Genomic DNA, 18,401 nt, shown 5'->3' with positions numbered 1-18,401 from the left:
TCTTTCTCGTTCCTTTCCACCTGAAAGCCCGAACGGAGGCACTCGGGAAACGTTCAGACAGTGAGCGCGAAGCAGGCTTTGCTCGCCTTCAGCCTCTACTGGCCAGCCAGTACCTTCACGATCTCGCAGCTGTCTTCGTGGGTCAGCCAGGGGCTGTTGCCCACGGTCAGGGAGCGGGCGGCGAAGTCGCGGGCATTGGGTACGTCCGCGTCCGCGACGACGCCACGCAGATAGGCGTAGTCCGGCAGGACGTGGATGAACATGCGGCTGACACCCAGGCCGCGCTGCCACAGCGATGAAAGCGCTTTGTCACGCGCACGTTCGCTGGGCAGCAGCAGCATCAGCATCGGCCAGGTGCCAAGGGTGCCAGGCATCCCGTCCACCACTTCAACGGCAGGCAGCGATTCCAGCTGCACGCGCAGCTGCAGTGCGCGCTGGCGGGCGGCCTGCAGGAAGGCGGGCAGGCGCTGTGCAGCGTGTGCCCCGACGTTCTGCCGCCAGCGGCTGACGCGATGCTGCGGGATTGCCAACGAAAACACATCACCCACCGCAGCTTCCAGATCGCCGCGACGCAGGGCACGCCGCAGCGGATTTCCATACACCAGCGACAGCAGGGAAGGGCGGTAGCAGGCCGCCAGGCCCAGCAGCTGCAGGCTGCGGGTCAGCTCCCAGCGCGGGTTGAAGGGCGTGTGTCCTGCGGCCTGCTCGATCAATGCCGCACGCAGTTCTTCATCACGTGTCAGCAGCAGGCCGCCCTCATGCAGGCTCAGGCCCTTGCCGGCGGCCAGGCTGAAGAAGCCGATATCGCCGCGCAGGCCGACGCTGTTACCGGCCACGCGTGCCCCCAGTGCCTGTGCAGCGTCCTCGATCACCCACGCACCGACGCGGTGCGCAATGGCACATGCGCGATCAACATCGGCGATGCGCCCACCCAGATGCGTGGGCACGATCGCCAGCGTGCGCGCATCGGCTGCGGCGTGCAGCGCCACCGGGTCGAAATCGAAATGGTCGCGGCGGGTATCGCACAGGTGTATGCGCAGGCCGAGGCTGTGCACGGCAATCGGTACCAGCGGACAGGTATAGGCCGGCAGGATCACCGTATCGCGCTGCGGCGCGCGCCTGCGCAGGGTGCGCAGGGCAATCAGCAGGGCATGGGTGCCCGAGCAGGTCAGCTGCAGCGGCGGCGTGCCCAGCTGCCCGGCGAGAATCGTGCACAGGTCGCCGCCGCCGGGAAGGAAATCGCTGGCCTGCAGGGGCAGGCCAGCGGTGGGAGGCAACTCGCGCGACAGCAGGCTCACGGGGCTGCTTCGGTAACTGAATGCGGATCATCCGCCTCGGCACGGCCCAGGCAGATGATGCCGGCCACGATCAGCACCGCACCGATCAGGTGATGCAGCGTCAACGGTTCGTGCAGCAGCCACGCCGACAGCAGCAGCACGCTGATCACTTCCAGGTGCGAGGCCGCGAACGCAGGGCCGATCGGCGCGTGCCGCAGCAGGCTCATCCAGGTGAAGAACGCGCCGACGTAACCGAGCATCGCGCCGTACACCCAAAGCTGTGACAGCACGCGCAGCAGCCATGCGCTGTTGGCCTCGACCGGCAACGCGGCGTCGCCGGCATACTTGAAGCACAGCTGGGCCAGGGTGTCGAAGGCCATCAGCAGCGGGAAGCCGACCAGGTACAGCCGCCTCATGTTCCGGCTCCGACCACGGCAACGCCGGCGCTGACCAGCAGCATGCCGGTCACCCGCAACGGCGTCAGCCGCTCGCGGAACAGGATGCGGCCGGCCACCATCAGCGCGACGATGTTGATCGAGCCGAGCAGCACGCCCTGCGACAACGGCACCAGCGACAGGAAAGCGATCCAGGCGACGAATTCAAGCACGTAGCAGGCGATGCCCAGCCACAGCCAGGGACGGCCGAACATGTGCTTCCAGCGCTGCAGGCCTTCGCCATCCTGCGGGTCGCTGGCGGCAGCCTTGAAGGCCAACTGGCCGCCGGTGTCGAGCACCACGTTGACCAGCCACAGCAGGGTCGCAAGCGATCCCATCTCAGGCGACCGCCTGCAGCACGCCCGCACGTTCGCCGATGTCGCTGAAGAAGCGCGCGCTGCGGCGGATCACCTCGCGCCGTTCGCGATCAATGGTGATCATGTGGTAGCTGTCTTCCAGTACCACCAGTTCGGTCGGTCCGCTTACGCGCGAGATCACCAGTTCGGCATTGCCCATGCTGGCCACGTCGTCCTCGCGGGCATGCATCACCAGGCAGGGTGCCGTGACCTGGTGCAGGTGACGCCGTGTCCAGGTGCTCAGTGCACGCATTTCGGCCAGGGCATGCCACGGGTTGCCTGGCAGGCCGGCAGCGGCACTGTCACCAGAGAGCATGGCGGCGCTGACCTGCGCACGCAGGCGCTCGTCGCGCAGGCCATACGGCGGCTCTTCCATGAACATGCGGTCGCGGCCGATGCCCAGGCGCTTGAACCACGGCAACAGGAATGAGAAGCGTGCGACCGCCGGAATGTTCCAGCCGTCGTAGCGGAAGGTGGCGCCGTACACCCCCACGCCGGAGACCCAGTCCGGCCGCCGCGCGGCCAGCGCCAGCGCCAGTACAGCCCCCATCGACAGGCCGCCGACGAACAGCTGGTCGACCTTGCCACGCAGGTCCGCCGCCGCATCTTCCACGCCCTGGTACCACTGTTCCCATCGGGTCTGCAGCAGGTCTTCGACGCTGCCGCAGTGACCCGGCAACTGCACGCCATGCACGCTGAAGCCCGCGTTGTTCAGCCCTTTGCCCAGCATGCGCATTTCGGCGGGCGTGCCGGTCAGGCCATGGATCAGCAGGACACCCTGCGGGCCACCGGGAAGAAAGAACTCATGGGGTGCGGGCACCAGTCGGCTCCAGCGCGGCAGTCGGGAAGGTCAGCATCGCAAGCGCGATTTTCGGCAACCTTTCAACGGTCCGTCTGGATCAAGATCCCTTCAGCAACGGTATGGTGATGGACACCTTCAGGCCACCGCCGGGGCGGTTGAGGTAGCCCAGGCGTCCGCCCAGGTGTTCGACAGCCTCATGGGCGATGGCCAGGCCCAGGCCGGTGCCGCTGGCGGCAGTGCCAGGCGCGCGGAAGAAGCGCTCCCCCAGTCGCGACATCACGTCCCCGGGCACGCCCGGGCCGTTGTCTTCGACGTACAGCTCGACATCGTTGTCGTCCAGGGCCTGCACACCGACGGTGACGGTCGCATCCGCGCCGGCGTAGCGCAGGGCATTGTCGATCAGATTGTCCAGCGCCTCGTGCAGCAGTGCGCCGTTGCCCAGTATCCGTACCGGCTGCTGCGGACCCAGGTAGCCCAGGTCGATGCCATCGCGGATCGCTTCGGGCACGCGCATGCCCACCCATTGCGGCACCAGCTCGGATACATCCAGCGCCTCTACCGTCTCCGGCACGGTCTGTGCCCGGCTCAACGCCAGCAGCTGGGTGCTGACGCGTGCAGTGCGCTGGTTGAGCCGGCGGATGTTCTGCAGCGCTTCGCGCACGGTCTCTGGATCGCCGTGCGCCAGTGCCTGGTCCACGTGCAGTGCCATGCCCGCCAGCGGCGAGCGCAACTGGTGGGCGGCGTCGGCAATGAAGCGGTTCTGCAGCGTGATCATTTCCGCCTGCCGCGCGAACAGGCCATCGATGGTGCTGATCAGGGGCTGGATTTCCTCGGGCACGTCCGCGTCGGAAATCGGTGCCAGCTCGCCGCGGCGCTGTGCCAGGCGCGAAGTCAGCGGGGTCAGGATACGCAGGCCGTGGGTGACGCCGAACCAGACCAGCGCGGCCATTCCCAGCGCCAGCATGGCCATCAGCGGAATGACGATCATCAGGATTTCGCGTGCGCGCTGGCGGCGGTCGGCCATGCTTTCGGCCACGGTCACCGCCAGCTGGTCCTGTGGATCGTTCATCGCCTGCGTGCAGACCGTCGACATGCGCACCTGCTGGCCGTTCAATTCACCCTCGTACAGCGCCGGGTGGATGCCGCTGCAGTCCTGCGAGGGCGCATAGGCGCTGAAATCCGCGTTGCCGGCGATGGTGCCCAAGCGGCTGCTGTCGACGTTGAAGTAGCGATGACCGTCGGGGTCGTATTCGATGAGAAAACGTGCCTGCGGGGACAGGTCGCTGCTGACCGGCATCGTGCTGAGCATCTGTGCGAACGACACGGTGTCATCGGTCAGGTTGCGGTCGTGGATGCGGTTGGAGTAGTCCAGCGCGATGTAGTAGGCCAGCAGCGTGTTGAAGGTCAGCAGGCCCAGCATCGGCAGCGCCAGGAAGGCGAGCAGGCGTCGGCGCAGGCTGGGCGGTCCGCTGATCACGCGCTGGCGTCTTCCAGCATGTAGCCCAGCCCACGCACCGTGCGGATGCCCATGCCGCCCGGCTGCAGCTTGCGGCGCAGGCGGTGCAGGGCGATGTCCAGGCCATTGTCGGTCAGGTCCTGGCCCCAGTCGCACAGGGCCTCCACCAGCTGCGCACGCGAGACGATGCGCTCGGCGCGCACCGCCAGGGCGGACAGCAGGCCGAATTCGCGCGCAGTCAGTTCCAGTGTCTGCTCGTCTATCCATACGCGGTGGCCGGTCAGGTCCAGGCGCAGCCGGCCGATGCGCAGGTCGGGGTTGCCGTTGCTGGTGACTCGGCGCAGCTGTGCACGCACGCGTGCTTCGAATTCGTCCAGCGCGAAGGGCTTGACCAGATAGTCGTCGGCTCCCAGGTCGAGCACGCGCACGCGCTCGGCCAGGCCATCGCGTGCGGTGACCACCAGTACGGCCAAGCCATCGCCGCGCTGGCGCAGCCGCTGCAGCACGTCGCGGCCATCCAGCTGGGGCAGGCCCAGGTCCAGCACCAGCAGCGCGTACTGGGTGGAGTTCAGGGCCGCATCGGCATGCGCGCCATTGTCCACGTGGTCGACCACGTGGCCCTGTCGGCGCATCGAGGCGCACAGGCCAGAGGCGATGTCCGGGTCGTCTTCTGCGATGAGTACACGCATGCGCGGGGCTCCTGGGGGCGGATGGGCCGCCCGCTGGACAGGGCGGGCCTCTCGGCTGCCGAGGGTAGCGGCAAACGGGGTGGAGGTGGCAGGCGTGGGGGCCCCCGGCACACCCGGCGCTGGCCCTTCGTTCAGTCCTGCAGGCCGGGCTCGCCCTTGGCCAGCGGCACCCGCGTTCCGTCCAGCAGGCCACGGCTGAGCTTGCCGTCCTCGATGAACAGCAGTTCGCCGTTCTCGCCATTCTTGATGCTGCTGTCGATGGCAATCACGCGGCCGTCGTGGAAGCTGCTGACGTGTGGCATCGAGGTGTGGCCGACCACGATGCGCTTGAGCTGGAGACGGTCGAGCACCGCCTGCACTCTCTGGCTGTCCAGGCGCCCGTCAAAGTAGCCGCGGTACCAGATCGGGCTGCTCTTGCCGTCGTACAACGGTGCGGTGGCGGGGTCTGCCTTCACCTCGGCCTTGGGAATGCCCAGCGAGGCCTGGTAGGCGGCATTGGTGTGGGCCGGGTCCAATGCCATCTGCACCGCTTCGGGCGAGATGCCGCCGTGCAGGAACAGGGTATCGCCGATCTGCAGCAGCACCGGCCGCGTGCGCAGCCACTGGCCGATCACCGAGTCGGCAGCATACAGCTGCGGGTAGCTGCGACCGAGCAGCTGCGCGCTGCGCAGGTACTTCGGATTGACGTAACGCAGGTCGTCGTACAGCACCATGGTCTCGTGGTTGCCGAGCACGAAATGCACCGCGCCACCGGCGGCGGCCGCCTGCTGCTGCAGGCCATACAGCAGCCAGAACGCTTCGGTCACCTGCGGGCCGCGATCGAACACGTCGCCGGCGATCACCAGCGTATCCCTGCCCAGTGCCCAGCGGTCCTGCGTGTCGATCACCCGGTTGGCGCGCAGCAGGCGGACCAGCAGTGCGTACTGGCCGTGGATGTCGGACACGGCGACGATGCGCGGCACGGCCGGCAGCACCGATGCCGACGGCGCGTTCGGCGGCAGCACATGCACCGCATGCGGGTAGCCGCAGCGCGCGGTAACCTCCGTGCCATCGGTGCCGGCCTGCACGCTATGGGTTTCCACCTGGTCCTGGCAGATCCACTGCGCTTTCAGCTGCGCGCCCTCACGGAACAGGTAAGGGCCGTCGCTGTCCACGTGCTCTGCAGGTGCTGCCACGTCGCGGGCAGAGGCCAGTGGTGCGGCCAGCAGCAGGACCAGTGGCAGCAGGATCGACAGGGTTCGGGCGTGGTTCGGCATCGGCGGCATCCAGCGGCAGGAGACGAGCGATGCTAACCGCCCACGGACGCCACCGGTGTGCGCGAACGGGCGGATCAGGCCCGGCCGCCTTCCCCCTTGAGCTTGCGCACGCGGGTATCGGCGGCGCGCACGGGCTGGCCGTCACGGCCATGGGGTTGCATGTAGGGCAGTGTCCGGCGGCTGCTGGATTCGATCAGTTGCGAGTGCGCTTCGCCAGCAGCGAAGCAATGCCGTTCTCCCCATTGGCGCAGGGCCACCAGCAGCGGAAACAGGTCCTGGCCGGCCGCGGTCAGCACATAGTCGTGGTAAGCGCTGCCATCGGCGGCGGGCTGCTGCACCAGCAGCCCCGCCTCGACCAGGCGCCGCAGGCGGTCGCTGAGGATGTTGCGCGCCGCGCCCAGGCTGCGCTGGAAATCGCCAAAGCGACTGACGCCATCGAAGGCATCGCGGATGACCAGCAACGCCCAGCGGTCGCCGAGCAGATCGGCGCTGCGGGCCACGGGGCAGGGGCTGTTGGCGTGCATGGCGGACTCCATCGATTGTGGTTGCAGTTTAAAACCAGTGGCGCTACCGTGCATCTGGTTTCAAAATGCAACCGCACTGATGATGCCTTCGCTGTCCCGCCCCGTGTTGGGCCTGCTCGCCATTGCTGCCGGTGCCAGCGTGGCCAATGTCTATTTCGCGCAGCCGCTGCTGGAGCGCCTGGCCCATGATTTCGCCCTGGATGCCGCCGTGGCCGGTGCAGTGCTGGCTGCCACCCAGGCCGGCAGCGTGCTGGCCCTGCTCGGGCTGCTGCCGTTGGCCGACCGTGGCGATCGCCGTCGGTTGCTGCGGATGCAACTGCTGGCGTTGGTGGTGGCGCTGCTATGGCTGGCCGCCGCCCGCAGTACCGCGTGGTTGCTGTCGGGCATGCTGCTGGCGGGTCTGCTGGGTACCGCGCTCACCCAGGGACTGATCGCCTACGCCGCCAACCTCACTGCACCGGAGCAACGCGGGCGGGTGGTCGGCATGGTCCAGGGCGGCGTGTTCATCGGCCTCCTATCGGCGCGCGTGGTCTCAGGTGCGGTAGCCGCCGTAGCGGGATGGCGCGCGGTGTACCTGCTGTCGGCATTGCTGATGGCGGCGCTGGCACTGCTGCTGTGGCAGCGCCTGCCGCACGTGCCGGTGCCCGCAATGCCGCCGTCGTGGCGCAACCTGCTGCGTTCGATGGCCGATATGCTGCGGCAGGATCGCGCGCTGCGCGAACGCGGGCCGCTGGCATTGTTCCTGTTTGCCGGTCTCAACGTGTTCTGGGCCGCGGTGCCACTGCCGTTGTCGGCGCCGCCGTTGAACTGGTCGACCGCTGCCATCGGCGCGCTGGGCCTGGCCGGCATCATCGGCGCACTACTGGCAGCGCGGGTCGGGCATTGGATGGATCGTGGCCTTGCCCACCGGGTGAGCCTGGGGGCACTGCTGCTGATGCTGGTCGCCTGGGTGCCGTTGCTGGGCCTGCCGCATTCGCTGGCCCTGTTGCTGCTGGGCGTAGTGGTGCTGGATCTGGGCGGGCAGGCGTTGCATGTGTCCAACCAGGCCCTGCTGCTGCGTGCACCGGCCGAACAGCATGGACGCCTGGTGGCGCTGTACATGCTGTTCTATGCCGTGGGCAGCGGTGTGGGGGCTGCGGCAGGCACCTGGACGCAGGCGCGCTATGGGTGGCCGGCGGTGTGCGCGCTGGGCGCGGGCATCGCGCTGGTCGCACTGACGTGGTGGGCGACGTGGCGCATACCGCGCAAGGACGCTGCGTAGCGTCGAGACCGTCCGACGCCACGTCACGCGCGCTGCAGGCTCAACGTTGCAGCGCGCGTCGTCCCGGAGCTTCCGGCAGTGCGTCGTCGGCCACCACCACCCGGTTGCGGCCCTGTCGCTTGGCGGCATACATCGCTGCGTCGGCACGCGCCATCAGCCGCTCGTAATCGGGATGACCATCGTGTCCGGCCACGCCGATGCTCGCGGTCAGGCCCAGCGTCTGTCCGTTGGGCAGGGTGATCGGCGACTGCGCGATCTGCCGGCGCAGGCTTTCGGCGATCACCTCCGCCTGCGACTCGCTTGCCGCCACCAGCACCACCACGAACTCCTCGCCGCCGTAGCGGAACAGGTAGTCGCTGCCACGGGTCTGCTGGCCGAGCAGGGCGGCAACGTGCTGCAGCGCGCGGTCGCCGGCGTCATGACCGTGGCCATCGTTGATCGCCTTGAAATGGTCCAGGTCCAGCAGCAACAACGAGAACGGCGTGTGGTTGCGCGTGGACAACTCGATCTCCCGGCGCAGCACGGTCGGCAGGAAGCGCCGGTTGAGCAGGTTGGTCAACGCATCGCTGCCCGCATCCAGTTCACCGATGCGTTCGAACAGCAGGGTCATCAGGTTGCGGATGGTGGCCAGGTCTTCGCGGATCATCGGCAGGGCGGTCAGCCGCCGTGCCGGATCTTCATCGGTGGCGCGCTGCAGGCGGCTGTCGATGCGTGCCATCAGCTGGCCCACCTGCTGCGTCTCGCTGCTTTCGCCGAAGCTGGGAATGCCCTTGTGGGTGAACCACAGGCCGAACTCGGAGCTTGCCAGACTGGCGTTGTCGGTCCCGGTCGCATGGCCGGCGAGGGTGTACAGCAGGCTGTTTTCCCAATCCAGCAGCAGGGCGCGCTGGCGCTCGCGCTCGGTGCTGACGTTCTGCACCAGCGAGAACAGCCGGTACGCCGCATCGGTGCGCGAAGACCGCTCACGGGCGTGCGTATAGGCCAGCGTCATGCCTTCCATGGCGATGTCCATGATCGCGCTGAGGCAATCGATGGCGGCGAAGGCGGTGTCGTTGTCAGCGGCATCGGCGCGCAGGCGGATGAACAGCTCGTGCTTGAGTACGCGCGCACCGCGGGCCACCAGGTCCACCGGAATACCGACCCGTGCGTGTACATCGCCGATCACCCGTTGTGCGGCGACGGTAGCGGCAATGCCATCCGCATCGGTGGTCAGCAGCTGGGCCAACCAACGCTGCATCGCTGGTTGCAGGCGCTGCTTGACCTGTTCGTGGGACAGGAAGCGGCGCGCACGCGTGTCCTGCAGCAGCACTTCGTAGAAGCGCTGCGCCAGCGTCGGCGGTGCATCGGCGGCCACGGCATGCAGCAGCGCGGCGGCGGCGGGGCCGGCCAGCAGCAGACACTGCTGCCAGGCCTGGGCCAGCGGTTGGCTGGCTTCGTCCAGTTGGGGTGTATCCACGTCGATCTCTAACGGCGCACAACAGACCACGGTATCGGCCGCAGCTGTCGACGGTTGATGGCAGGGAAGCCGGCCAGTTTAAGCGCCATGCAGGCCGAAAAACGCGGATGAAGCACACGCCGGCCGATGCCGCAATGCGTTGACGCATTTGAGAATCAATCGCATTTATGAAAAAATGACGGCAGGAACCGACCTGCAGGCATCCCGCAGTGATCGTTCCGCCTCCCCCGTCGCCGCCTCGTGCCCTATGCCAGAGGCTTCCGTTGCCCTGCCAGAAGGTTCAGAACATGCCTGCAAACACTCTTTCACCGCGCCCGCTGGCGCTCGCCGTCGCTGCACTGCTGGCCACCGCTGCCGTCACCGCCCATGCGGAAACCGATGCCACCGATATCGACACCGTGCATGTCACTGCCTCGCAGATCGCGCGGCAGGCGCTGGGCACCTCCACCATCACCGCCGAGGACATCGCCAAGCGGCCGCCGGTCAACGACATCGCCGAACTGCTGCGGACGATGCCCGGCGTCAATCTGACCGGCAACAGTGCATCGGGCCAGTACGGCAACAACCGGCAGATCGATCTGCGCGGCATGGGGCCGGAAAACACCCTGATCCTGATCGACGGCAAGCGCGTGGGTGCACGCGACGCGGTGCGCATGGGCCGCAGTGGCGAGCGCAACACGCGCGGCGATACCAACTGGGTGCCGGCGGAAATGATCGAACGCATCGAAGTGCTGCGTGGCCCGGCGGCGGCACGCTATGGCTCGGGTGCCTCCGGTGGCGTGGTCAACATCATCACCAAGCGCCCGACCGGCGACCTGACCGGTGCGGTTGACCTGTACGGCCTGGTGCCCGAACACAGTGCCGAGGGCGGCAGCGAGCGCCTCGGCCTGCAGCTGAGCGGGCCGATGACCGACACGCTGTCGTTCCGGTTGTACGGCAACCTCAACAAGACCGATGCCGATTCGCTGGATCTCAACCGCGACTTCGCCACCGGCGCCAATGCGGTACCGCCGGCGGGCCGCGAAGGCGTCAAGAACCGCGACGTCAACGCGCTGCTGCGTTGGGACGTGACCGCCAACCAGGTGGTCGAGTTCGAGGCCGGTACCAGCCGCCAGGGCAACATCTATGCCGGCGATCGTGCGGTCAGTACCACTGGTACCTCCACCGGTGTCGACCTGGCCGCGCTGGCCGAGCAGCAGGCCGAGACCAACCGCATGTATCGCACCACCGGCGCGATCACCCATCGCGGACGCTGGGGCGATGTCAGCTCGCGGCTGACCGCAGCGGTGGAAGGGGTCAACAACTCGCGCATCAACGAAGGCCTGGCCGGCGGCCCGGAAGGCAGCTTCAATGGCGCCGACTGGTCGACCTCGCGCCTGCGCAACTACCAGCTGGACGGCGAAGTCAGCTTCCCGACCACCCTCGGCGGCGCGGAGAACGTGTGGACGCTGGGGTTCGAGTACCTCGACAGCCGGCTGACCGATCCCTATTCGATGAGCCAGTCCAGCAGCAGCGGTGGCGGCATTCCGGGTCTTTCGGCCGATCGTGCACGCGGCAAGGCCGATGCACAGACCACCGCCGTCTACGTGGAAGACAACATCTACCTCGGCGAGCGCTGGATCGTGACCCCGGGCCTGCGTTTCGACCATCACAGCCAGTTCGGCAACAACACCAGTCCGAGCCTCAACGCGCAGTTCCGGCTCAACAGTGACTGGGTGGTCAAGGGCGGCATCGCACGCGCCTTCAAGGCGCCGAACCTGTACCAGTCCAACCCGGACTATCTGTATTACACCCGTGGCAACGGCTGCCCGAACGCGTTGCCGAGCCTGGGCGCCGGCTGCTACATGCAGGGCAATGCGGATCTCAGGGCAGAGACCAGCCTGAACAAGGAACTGGGCGTGGAGTGGGCACCGCAGAGCGGCTGGCAGGCCTCGCTGACCTATTTCCACAATGACTACAAGGACAAGATCCAGGCCGGTTACACCCAGATCGGGCTGACGGCCGACCGCAAGGGCCGCATCTTCCGCTGGGAGAATGCACCCAAGGCCATCGTGCAGGGGCTCGAGGGCAACCTGGTGATCCCGCTGCTGGGCGAGCAGGGCGACCACCTGAAGTGGAGCAACAACTTCACCTACATGGTGGAGAACGAAAACAAGAGCACCGGCCAGCCGCTGTCGGTGATTCCCAAGTACACCGTCAACACCATGCTGGACTGGCAGGCCACCGAGCAGCTGTCGCTGCTGCTGACCGGCACCTTCTACGGCAAGCAGGAACCGGCCACGGCCAACATCAACAACGATCCGCGCTGCACCGCCAACTGCGATGCGTCCACCGTGCTGCAGACCCGCGGCGCGTACAACGTCTGGGGCGTGAGCGCGCGCTACAAGGTGACCGACATGGTCAGCGTGGGCTTCGGCGTCAACAACCTGGCCGACAAGCGCCTGTTCCGCGAGGCCAACAGCAGTGACGCCGGTGCGGCGACCTACAACGAACCCGGCCGCGCGTACTGGGCCAGCCTGCGTTTCGGCTTCTGACCGCGCGCGGCTGCTGTTCGGCTACGCCCGCCAGGCATGGCCTGGCGCTACCCGGTAGCGCCGGGCCATGCCCGGCGAAGGTATCGGTGGCCTGCAATGTTATAAACACCGTGATAGTTTCCCGACACCCGCCGGCGTAGCCTGACTCCCATCGCTAAGGAGCTGTTGCCATGGGTCACGACCACGATCACCTGCCATCCGAGATCCGCCACGAGAAACCCCTGTGGTGGGCGCTCGGCCTGACCTCCACCTTCCTCGTCGTGGAGGTGGTCGGTGCGTTCTGGACCAACAGTCTGGCACTGCTGTCCGATGCCGCGCACATGGCTACCGACACCCTGGCGCTGATGATCGCGCTGGTGGCCGTGCGGCTGAGCCGGCGCCCGCCGGATGCGCGCCGCACCTACGGTTATGCCCGTCTTGAAGCACTGGGCGCGATGATCAACGGCGCAATGCTGTTCGTGGTTGCCGGCTACATCCTGTGGGAAGCCATCGGTCGTTTCCGCCAGCCGCAGGAGATCGCCTCCACCGGCATGCTGGTGATTGCAGCGGTCGGCCTGGTGATCAACATGATCTCCATGCGCCTGCTGCAGGCCGGCAGCGGTGAAAGCCTCAACGTGAAGGGCGCCTACCTGGAAGTGTGGGCCGACATGCTCGGCTCGGTGGCGGTGATCACCGGCGCACTGCTGATCCAATGGACCGGCTGGAGGCCGATCGACCCGATCCTGGCCGTGCTGATCGGATTGTGGGTACTGCCGCGCACGTATGTGCTGATGCGCGAAGCCATCAACGTGCTGCTGGAAGGCGTGCCCAAAGGCATGGACGTGGCCAGGGTCCGCGACCGCCTGTCCGACCACGACGCAGTGCTGGACGTGCATGACCTGCACGTGTGGGCGCTGGCGTCCAGCACGCCGGCACTGACCGCGCACATCGTGATGCGCGAAGGCGACGACGCCGACCGCCTGCGGCGCGAACTCGGTGATCGCCTGCACGATGATTTCGGTATCGAACACGTGACCCTGCAGATCGAAGCCGACCACTGCGGCGAAGCCTGTGGCCAGCCGTCGGCGGGCAAGGACGACGATCACGCCGGGCACGATCATGCCGCTGCCGATGCGCAGGGCCATCGCGGTCACGTGCATCGCTGAAGCGGGTGTGGCGGCCGGTGCCCGGCGCTACCTCTGTTCGTCGCGCCGCGAGGCCAGCCGATCCGCCAGCCGGGTCGGCTCGGGCAGGCGATAGCCGCGCAGCGTGCGCTGCACCCAGGCCAGCGCGGTATCGGCACTGACCCGATGCCCGCCGGCGACGAACAGCGGCTTGCAGCGCAGCTTGCTGCGCAGTACCCAGCCGAGCTGCTCGCCGCCGTCCAGCAACGGCGTGTGCGCGCCGGCCTCAGGGTCGGGCTCGATGAAGCGGCCCACCAGCTTCGATTTGGCCACGCCGATGCTCGGCACGTCGGTCACCACGCCCAGGTGTGCGGCAATGCCCAGCCGGCGCGGATGGCTGATGCCATGGCCATCGACGAACACCAGGTCCGGTGCGCGCGGCAGCAACGCCAACGCAGCCAGCAGCGCCGGCAGTTCGCGGAAGCTGAGCAGGCCCGGTATATAGGGCATCACGGTGGGGATGCGGGCGATCTTCTGCGCCACCGGCTGCAGGGTGTCCGCGTCGAGCAACACGGCCGCAGCGCGGGTGATTGCGCCGTCTTCCTCGAAGCCGACATCCAGCCCGGCCAGCCAGCGCACGGTAGCGGGCAGCCGGTCCTGCCGCTGCACGCGGGTCGCCAGCTGCTTCTGCTGTTCGCGGGCGGCGCTGACGCTGCCTTCCCAGCGCCCGGGGTCGATCAGTGTATTCATCGGCCACAGGATGACATCCACACCGCCACGGCGCGGTGAGCGGGCGCCGGGGCTACAATGGCCGCCTGCCTTTCCTCGCGTTGGAGACCCTGCAGTGACCCGTAAACTCGTACTGTTGCGCCATGGCCAGAGCCAGTGGAACCTGGACAACCGCTTCACCGGCTGGGTCGATGTCGACCTGACCGAGCAGGGGCGCCGGGAAGCGGCTGCCGCCGGCCGCCTGATGCGCGAGGAAGGCCTGCAGTTCGACGTCGCCCACACCTCCGTGCTCAAGCGCGCCATCCACACCCTGCAGGGTGCGTTGGCCGAGCTGGAGCAGGACTGGCTGCCGGTGAACAAGTCCTGGCGCCTCAACGAGCGCCACTACGGTGGCCTGCAGGGCCTGGACAAGGCCGAGACCGCCGCCAAGCATGGCGAGGACCAGGTCAAGGTGTGGCGCCGTTCGTACGACATCCCGCCGCCGGCGATGGACCTGGAAGATCCGGGCCACCCGATCCACGACCGCCGCTATGCCGGGCTGGATCGCAACGCGCTGCCGGGCACCGAATCGCTGGCCACGACGCTCGACCGCGTGCTGCCGTACTGGCACGACGCCATCGCGCCGCAGTTGAAGGATGGCAAGACCGTGCTGGTCACCGCCCACGGCAACTCGCTGCGCGCGCTGTACAAGTACCTCAACAACGTCTCGCGCGAGGAAATCCTCGAGCTGAACATCCCGACCGGCATTCCGCTGCTGTTCGAGTTGAACGATGACCTCACCGTGAAGTCGTTCCGTTACCTGGGTGATCCGGAAGCGGCACGCAAGGCCGCCGAAGCCGTGGCCAACCAGGGCAAGGCGCGGTAGATACCCACCGTTGCCGGGTATTCCCCTGCAGGGTGTGTGCGGACCAACGGTCCGTACACACCCGGTTGCGACCACGGGGGTTCCCCCTGTGACCTTTGGCCGGTCCCCACCATCGCCGCAGCGGCTACGCTGGACGATTCGCCGTTGGAGACATGCCATGAACGTCCGCAATCTGGTCCCGCTGGGCCTGACCATCGCCATCGCTGCTTCGCTCGCCGCCTGCGGCAAGAACGAGACCGCTCCCGCTGCGGACGCCGCCAAGCCGGCGTTCGACCAGTCGCAGATCAAGACCGCGCTGATCAGCCTCAACAGCGCCGATCTGGATCCGTCCATCGCCGCGTGTACCGACCTCAACGGCTTCGTCAACAGCAAGTGGCTCAAAGCCAACCCGGTGCCGGGCGACCAGACCACCTGGGGCAGCTTCGAAATCCTGCGCGAGCGCTCGCTGGAAGTGCAGCACGCGCTGGTGCAGCAGGCCGCCGCCAGCCAGGCCAAGGCCGGCTCGGTGGAAGCCAAGATCGGTGACATCTGGAAGACCGGCAACGACGAAGCGAAGATCGAGGCCGCCGGCCTGGCGCCGCTGCAGCCGACGCTGGACAAGATCGGCGCGCTGAACGACACCGCCGCCATCACCCAGTACCTGCGCGACAGCCAGGCGCAGGGCCAGGGCGTGCTGTTCTCGCTGTTCGCCAATGCCGATTACAAGGATTCGGCCAACGTCATTGCCTACGTCGGCCAGGGCGGCCTGGGCCTGCCGGAGAAGGGCTATTACTTCGACGACGCGCAGGCCAGGATCCGCGACGCCTACGTGGCCTATATCGCGCAGGTGCTGACGCTGTCCGGCGTGGACGCGGCGCAGGCTGCCGAACAGGCCAAGGCGGTGATGGCGTTCGAGACCCGCCTGGCCAAGGCCTCGATGTCGCGCATCGAAATGCGTGACCCGGCCAAGCGCTACAACCCGCTCAGCGCCGCCGACGCGGACAAGCTGACCCCGAACTTCAGCTGGACCGCGCTGTTTGACACCCTGAAGGTGCCGGCCGCGCAGAAGTTCTCGCTGGCCCAGCCGGGCTTCTTCAGCGAAATGGACAAGATGCTGGCCGACGTGCCGGCCGCCACCTGGCAGTCCTACCTGCGCTTCCACACCATCGACGACGCCTCGCCGTACCTGAGCAGCCAGTTCGAGAAGGCCAACTTCGAGTTCTACGGCAAGACCCTGCGCGGCCAGCAGGAAATGCAGCCGCGCTGGAAGCGCGTGCTGGAGTCGGTCAACGGCGGCATGGGCGAGGCCCTCGGCCAGCTGTACGTGGACGCGGTGTTCCCGGCCGAATCGAAGGAGGCCATGCAGCACCTGGTGCAGAACCTGTCGGTGGCGCTGAAGGCGCGCCTGGAGCAGCTGCCGTGGATGGGCGAGGAAACCAGGAAGAAGGCACTGGAAAAGTGGGCCAGCTTCACCCCGAAGATCGGTTACCCGGACAAGTGGCGTGAGTGGACGGGCCTGCAGACCAACGGTGACAGCTACCTGGGCAACATGCAGGCAGCGCGTGCGTTCAACTACCGCTACATGCTGGACAAGATCGGCAAGCCGGTGGACAAGACCGAGTGGGGCATGACCCCGCAGACCGTCAATGCCTATTACAACGCCACCAAGAACGAGATCGTGTTCCCGGCGGCGATCCTGCAGGCACCGTTCTTCGATGCCAAGGCCGATCCGGCGCTGAACTACGGTGGCATCGGTGCGGTCATCGGCCACGAGATGATGCACGGCTACGACGACTCGGGCAGCCAGTTCGCCGCCAACGGCAACTTCGACAACTGGTGGACCGACAGCGACCGCAAGGCCTTCACCGAACGCACCGACCAGCTGGTCGCGCAGTTCGACGGCTATGAATCGGTGCCGGGCGTGTTCGTGAAGGGCAAGCTGACCCTGGGCGAGAACATCGGTGATCTGGGTGGCCTGACCGTGGCCTACGATGCCCTGCAGATGGCGCTGAAGGAGAACCCGAAGGCGAACGTCGAGGTGGATGGTCACAGCCAGGACCAGCGCTTCTTCATGAACTGGGCCACCGTGTGGCGTCGCAACTTCACCGACGGTGAGCTGCGCGTGCGCCTGAACACCGATCCGCATGCACCGGCGAACTTCCGTGCCAACGGCGCGCCGTCGAACATGCCGTCCTATGCCGCCGCGTTCCAGTGCAAGGCCGGCGATGCGATGGTGCGTGCGGACGACAAGCGCGTGGTGATCTGGTAAGCGATCGCCGGTAACGCGTGAAGCAGAAGGCCCGGCGAATGCCGGGCCTTCTCGTTGCAGTCGGCTAGAACAGGCGGCAGATCAGCCCGGGCATTTCAGGTACTGCGACAATGTGGCCTGCCATGCGCTGGCCGGGTCGAAGCCTGGCACCAGGCCACCGCCCTTGCCGGTGAAATTGGACATGCCATGGGCCAGCATGTAGGTCGGGGTGTACGAGGGCGGCCCCATGCGCTTGCTGAAGGTGCAGATGCCAGCGACGTAGGCTGGCGCCTTGTCGGGGCTCAGCTGCGCCTTCAATGCGCTGTCGAAGCGGCCGCGATTCTCCTCGCCCATGGCCGAACCGGCCATCGCCTTCAGCGCGTTGTAGGCACCGTGCCCCGTCTCGTCTGCGACGCGCTGGCGATCGAAATGGGCGAACACGCCGGCGATGTTGTAGAGATCGATGGCGTCCTGCATGCGTCCATCCTGCACGCAGCGGGGCAGGGCATTCATCAGGGTGGCAGGTGAGGTGCCAGCGGTGACCTGGTTGCGCGACAGGCATGCGGCGGCTGGCGCGGTGCCATCCTGCTGGGCCTGCGCGAATGGCGCCAGGGCCAACAGCAACAGGCCCAGCGGTGCGGCGATACGGGTGTTTCCTTTCATGGGTGATGCTCCTCGTAAGCAGGGCCGTCTGCGGCCGACCCTCAGCTTGCGGGGATCGTCGCGGCTGCGCAAGCGAGGCGCCGTCCAGCCGGTGAAGGCTCAGGCCAGCGCCGGCTCGTTCCTGAGCATGCCGTGGAAACGCTGCAGCACGTAGGGATCGATCAGCCCACCGGCCTGCTCATCAAGGATGCGCAGCACCGTCTCATGCTCCATCGCCGCGCGGTAAGGGCGCACGCTGGTCATTGCATCGTAGGCATCGGCAATGGTGACGATGCGGGCGCCGAGCGGAATGGCCTCGCTGTGCAGGCCGTCGGGATAGCCGCTGCCATCGAACGCTTCATGATGGGCGCGGATCAGTCGCGCGACCGGCGCGGCATCACTGCGGCCGGTGGCCAGGAAAATGTGCTCGCCGCGCACCGGGTGCTCGCGCATGATCGCGCGCTCTTCGTCGCTGTGCCGGCGCGGGCTCAGCAGTACCTCGTCGGGGATGCCGATCTTGCCGATGTCGTGGAAGCGCGCAGCCAGGCCGACCTGCGCGCAGGCCTCCTCATCCAGGTCGCAATGCAGGGCAAGGTGCTGCGCAAGAAGGCTCACGCGGTCACAGTGGTAGCGGGTATAGGCATCACGCATCTGCAGCGACATCGACAGGGCGTCGATCAGGCAGGCCTGCGCGTGCAGGAGGTCGGGAGGTCTGGGCTGGGGCATCGGAACTGGCGGCGCGGCGAAGCTGCGCAGAAAACGGAAAGGCCCGCGAGAGCGGGCCGGGGCG

General features: G+C 67.2%; 17 protein-coding genes. 5 read left to right on the top strand and 12 right to left on the bottom strand.

Annotated features, from left to right (window positions below; genetic code table 11):
- Positions 1-95: 95 nt before the first annotated feature.
- The 8 genes from ACUXVE_RS06130 to ACUXVE_RS06095 all read right to left on the bottom strand — a co-directional run bounded on the left by ACUXVE_RS06130 (position 96) and on the right by ACUXVE_RS06095 (position 6,794).
- Entirely contained in the window at positions 96-1,298 is a 1,203-nt protein-coding gene (locus ACUXVE_RS06130; RefSeq protein ID WP_445514007.1) for a DegT/DnrJ/EryC1/StrS family aminotransferase, read from the bottom strand.
- Entirely contained in the window at positions 1,295-1,693 is a 399-nt protein-coding gene (locus ACUXVE_RS06125; protein ID WP_445514006.1) for a DMT family transporter, read from the bottom strand. Before ACUXVE_RS06125 ends, ACUXVE_RS06130 begins: the two co-directional genes overlap by 4 nt.
- Positions 1,690-2,049: an EamA family transporter gene (locus ACUXVE_RS06120; RefSeq protein WP_025873780.1), complete on the bottom strand. Its 360-nt coding sequence runs from the start codon at positions 2,047-2,049 to the stop codon at positions 1,690-1,692. The genes ACUXVE_RS06125 and ACUXVE_RS06120 overlap by 4 nt, the downstream gene beginning before the upstream one ends.
- 1 nt (position 2,050) lies before the next feature.
- Entirely contained in the window at positions 2,051-2,887 is an 837-nt protein-coding gene (locus ACUXVE_RS06115; RefSeq protein WP_445514005.1) for an alpha/beta hydrolase, read from the bottom strand.
- A 79-nt stretch (positions 2,888-2,966) separates the two neighbouring features.
- Positions 2,967-4,346, bottom strand: coding sequence for an ATP-binding protein (locus ACUXVE_RS06110; RefSeq protein ID WP_445514004.1), 1,380 nt, complete (start codon positions 4,344-4,346; stop codon positions 2,967-2,969).
- The gene (locus ACUXVE_RS06105) at positions 4,343-5,014 is read right to left on the bottom strand and encodes a response regulator (protein ID WP_025873777.1); all 672 of its coding nucleotides are present in this window, start codon (positions 5,012-5,014) and stop codon (positions 4,343-4,345) included. Before ACUXVE_RS06105 ends, ACUXVE_RS06110 begins: the two co-directional genes overlap by 4 nt.
- A gap of 131 nt (positions 5,015-5,145) precedes the next feature.
- On the bottom strand, positions 5,146-6,270 hold the full coding sequence (locus ACUXVE_RS06100) for a metallophosphoesterase (protein WP_445514003.1): 1,125 nt from the start codon (positions 6,268-6,270) through the stop codon (positions 5,146-5,148).
- A 74-nt stretch (positions 6,271-6,344) separates the two neighbouring features.
- Positions 6,345-6,794, bottom strand: coding sequence for a winged helix-turn-helix transcriptional regulator (locus ACUXVE_RS06095; RefSeq protein WP_222390188.1), 450 nt, complete (start codon positions 6,792-6,794; stop codon positions 6,345-6,347).
- A 79-nt stretch (positions 6,795-6,873) separates the two neighbouring features.
- Here ACUXVE_RS06095 and ACUXVE_RS06090 point away from each other — a divergent pair, with 79 nt between their 5' ends.
- Complete coding sequence (locus tag ACUXVE_RS06090; protein WP_445514002.1) at positions 6,874-8,055, top strand: MFS transporter; 1,182 nt, start codon at positions 6,874-6,876, stop codon at positions 8,053-8,055.
- Between the two features lie 40 nt (positions 8,056-8,095).
- On the opposite strand, the gene ACUXVE_RS06085 is transcribed toward ACUXVE_RS06090, so the two are convergent.
- Positions 8,096-9,511 (bottom strand): GGDEF domain-containing protein, encoded by a 1,416-nt coding sequence (locus ACUXVE_RS06085; protein ID WP_093817701.1) that lies wholly within the window; start codon positions 9,509-9,511, stop codon positions 8,096-8,098.
- 287 nt (positions 9,512-9,798) lie between these two features.
- On the opposite strand from ACUXVE_RS06085, the gene ACUXVE_RS06080 reads away from it, so the two are divergent.
- Together ACUXVE_RS06080 and ACUXVE_RS06075 are read left to right on the top strand one after the other, a co-directional pair.
- Positions 9,799-12,045: a TonB-dependent siderophore receptor gene (locus tag ACUXVE_RS06080; RefSeq protein ID WP_445514001.1), complete on the top strand. Its 2,247-nt coding sequence runs from the start codon at positions 9,799-9,801 to the stop codon at positions 12,043-12,045.
- A 170-nt stretch (positions 12,046-12,215) separates the two neighbouring features.
- A complete protein-coding gene (locus ACUXVE_RS06075) occupies positions 12,216-13,190 on the top strand; it encodes a cation diffusion facilitator family transporter (protein WP_093817703.1) in 975 nt (324 codons plus the stop codon).
- Positions 13,191-13,217: 27 nt separating this feature from the next.
- Here the strand turns inward: ACUXVE_RS06075 and nfi are convergent, their stop codons facing one another.
- Positions 13,218-13,898: a deoxyribonuclease V gene (gene nfi / locus ACUXVE_RS06070; protein WP_445514000.1), complete on the bottom strand. Its 681-nt coding sequence runs from the start codon at positions 13,896-13,898 to the stop codon at positions 13,218-13,220.
- A gap of 94 nt (positions 13,899-13,992) precedes the next feature.
- Here nfi and gpmA point away from each other — a divergent pair, with 94 nt between their 5' ends.
- Positions 13,993-14,742 (top strand): 2,3-diphosphoglycerate-dependent phosphoglycerate mutase, encoded by a 750-nt coding sequence (gene gpmA / locus ACUXVE_RS06065; protein ID WP_025873769.1) that lies wholly within the window; start codon positions 13,993-13,995, stop codon positions 14,740-14,742.
- A 157-nt stretch (positions 14,743-14,899) separates the two neighbouring features.
- Complete coding sequence (locus tag ACUXVE_RS06060) at positions 14,900-16,990, top strand: M13 family metallopeptidase (protein ID WP_100436003.1); 2,091 nt, start codon at positions 14,900-14,902, stop codon at positions 16,988-16,990.
- Positions 16,991-17,071: 81 nt separating this feature from the next.
- Here ACUXVE_RS06060 and ACUXVE_RS06055 read toward each other — a convergent pair whose 3' ends face one another.
- Positions 17,072-17,632, bottom strand: coding sequence for a hypothetical protein (locus ACUXVE_RS06055; RefSeq protein WP_445513999.1), 561 nt, complete (start codon positions 17,630-17,632; stop codon positions 17,072-17,074).
- Between the two features lie 99 nt (positions 17,633-17,731).
- On the bottom strand, positions 17,732-18,337 hold the full coding sequence (locus ACUXVE_RS06050; RefSeq protein ID WP_093817707.1) for an HD-GYP domain-containing protein: 606 nt from the start codon (positions 18,335-18,337) through the stop codon (positions 17,732-17,734).
- Between the last annotated feature and the right edge of the window lie 64 nt (positions 18,338-18,401).

Source organism: Stenotrophomonas sp. 3(2025), from assembly GCF_052665395.1.
Note: the sequence above shows the minus strand (reverse complement) of the source record. Positions and strands in the feature narration are given on the sequence as shown.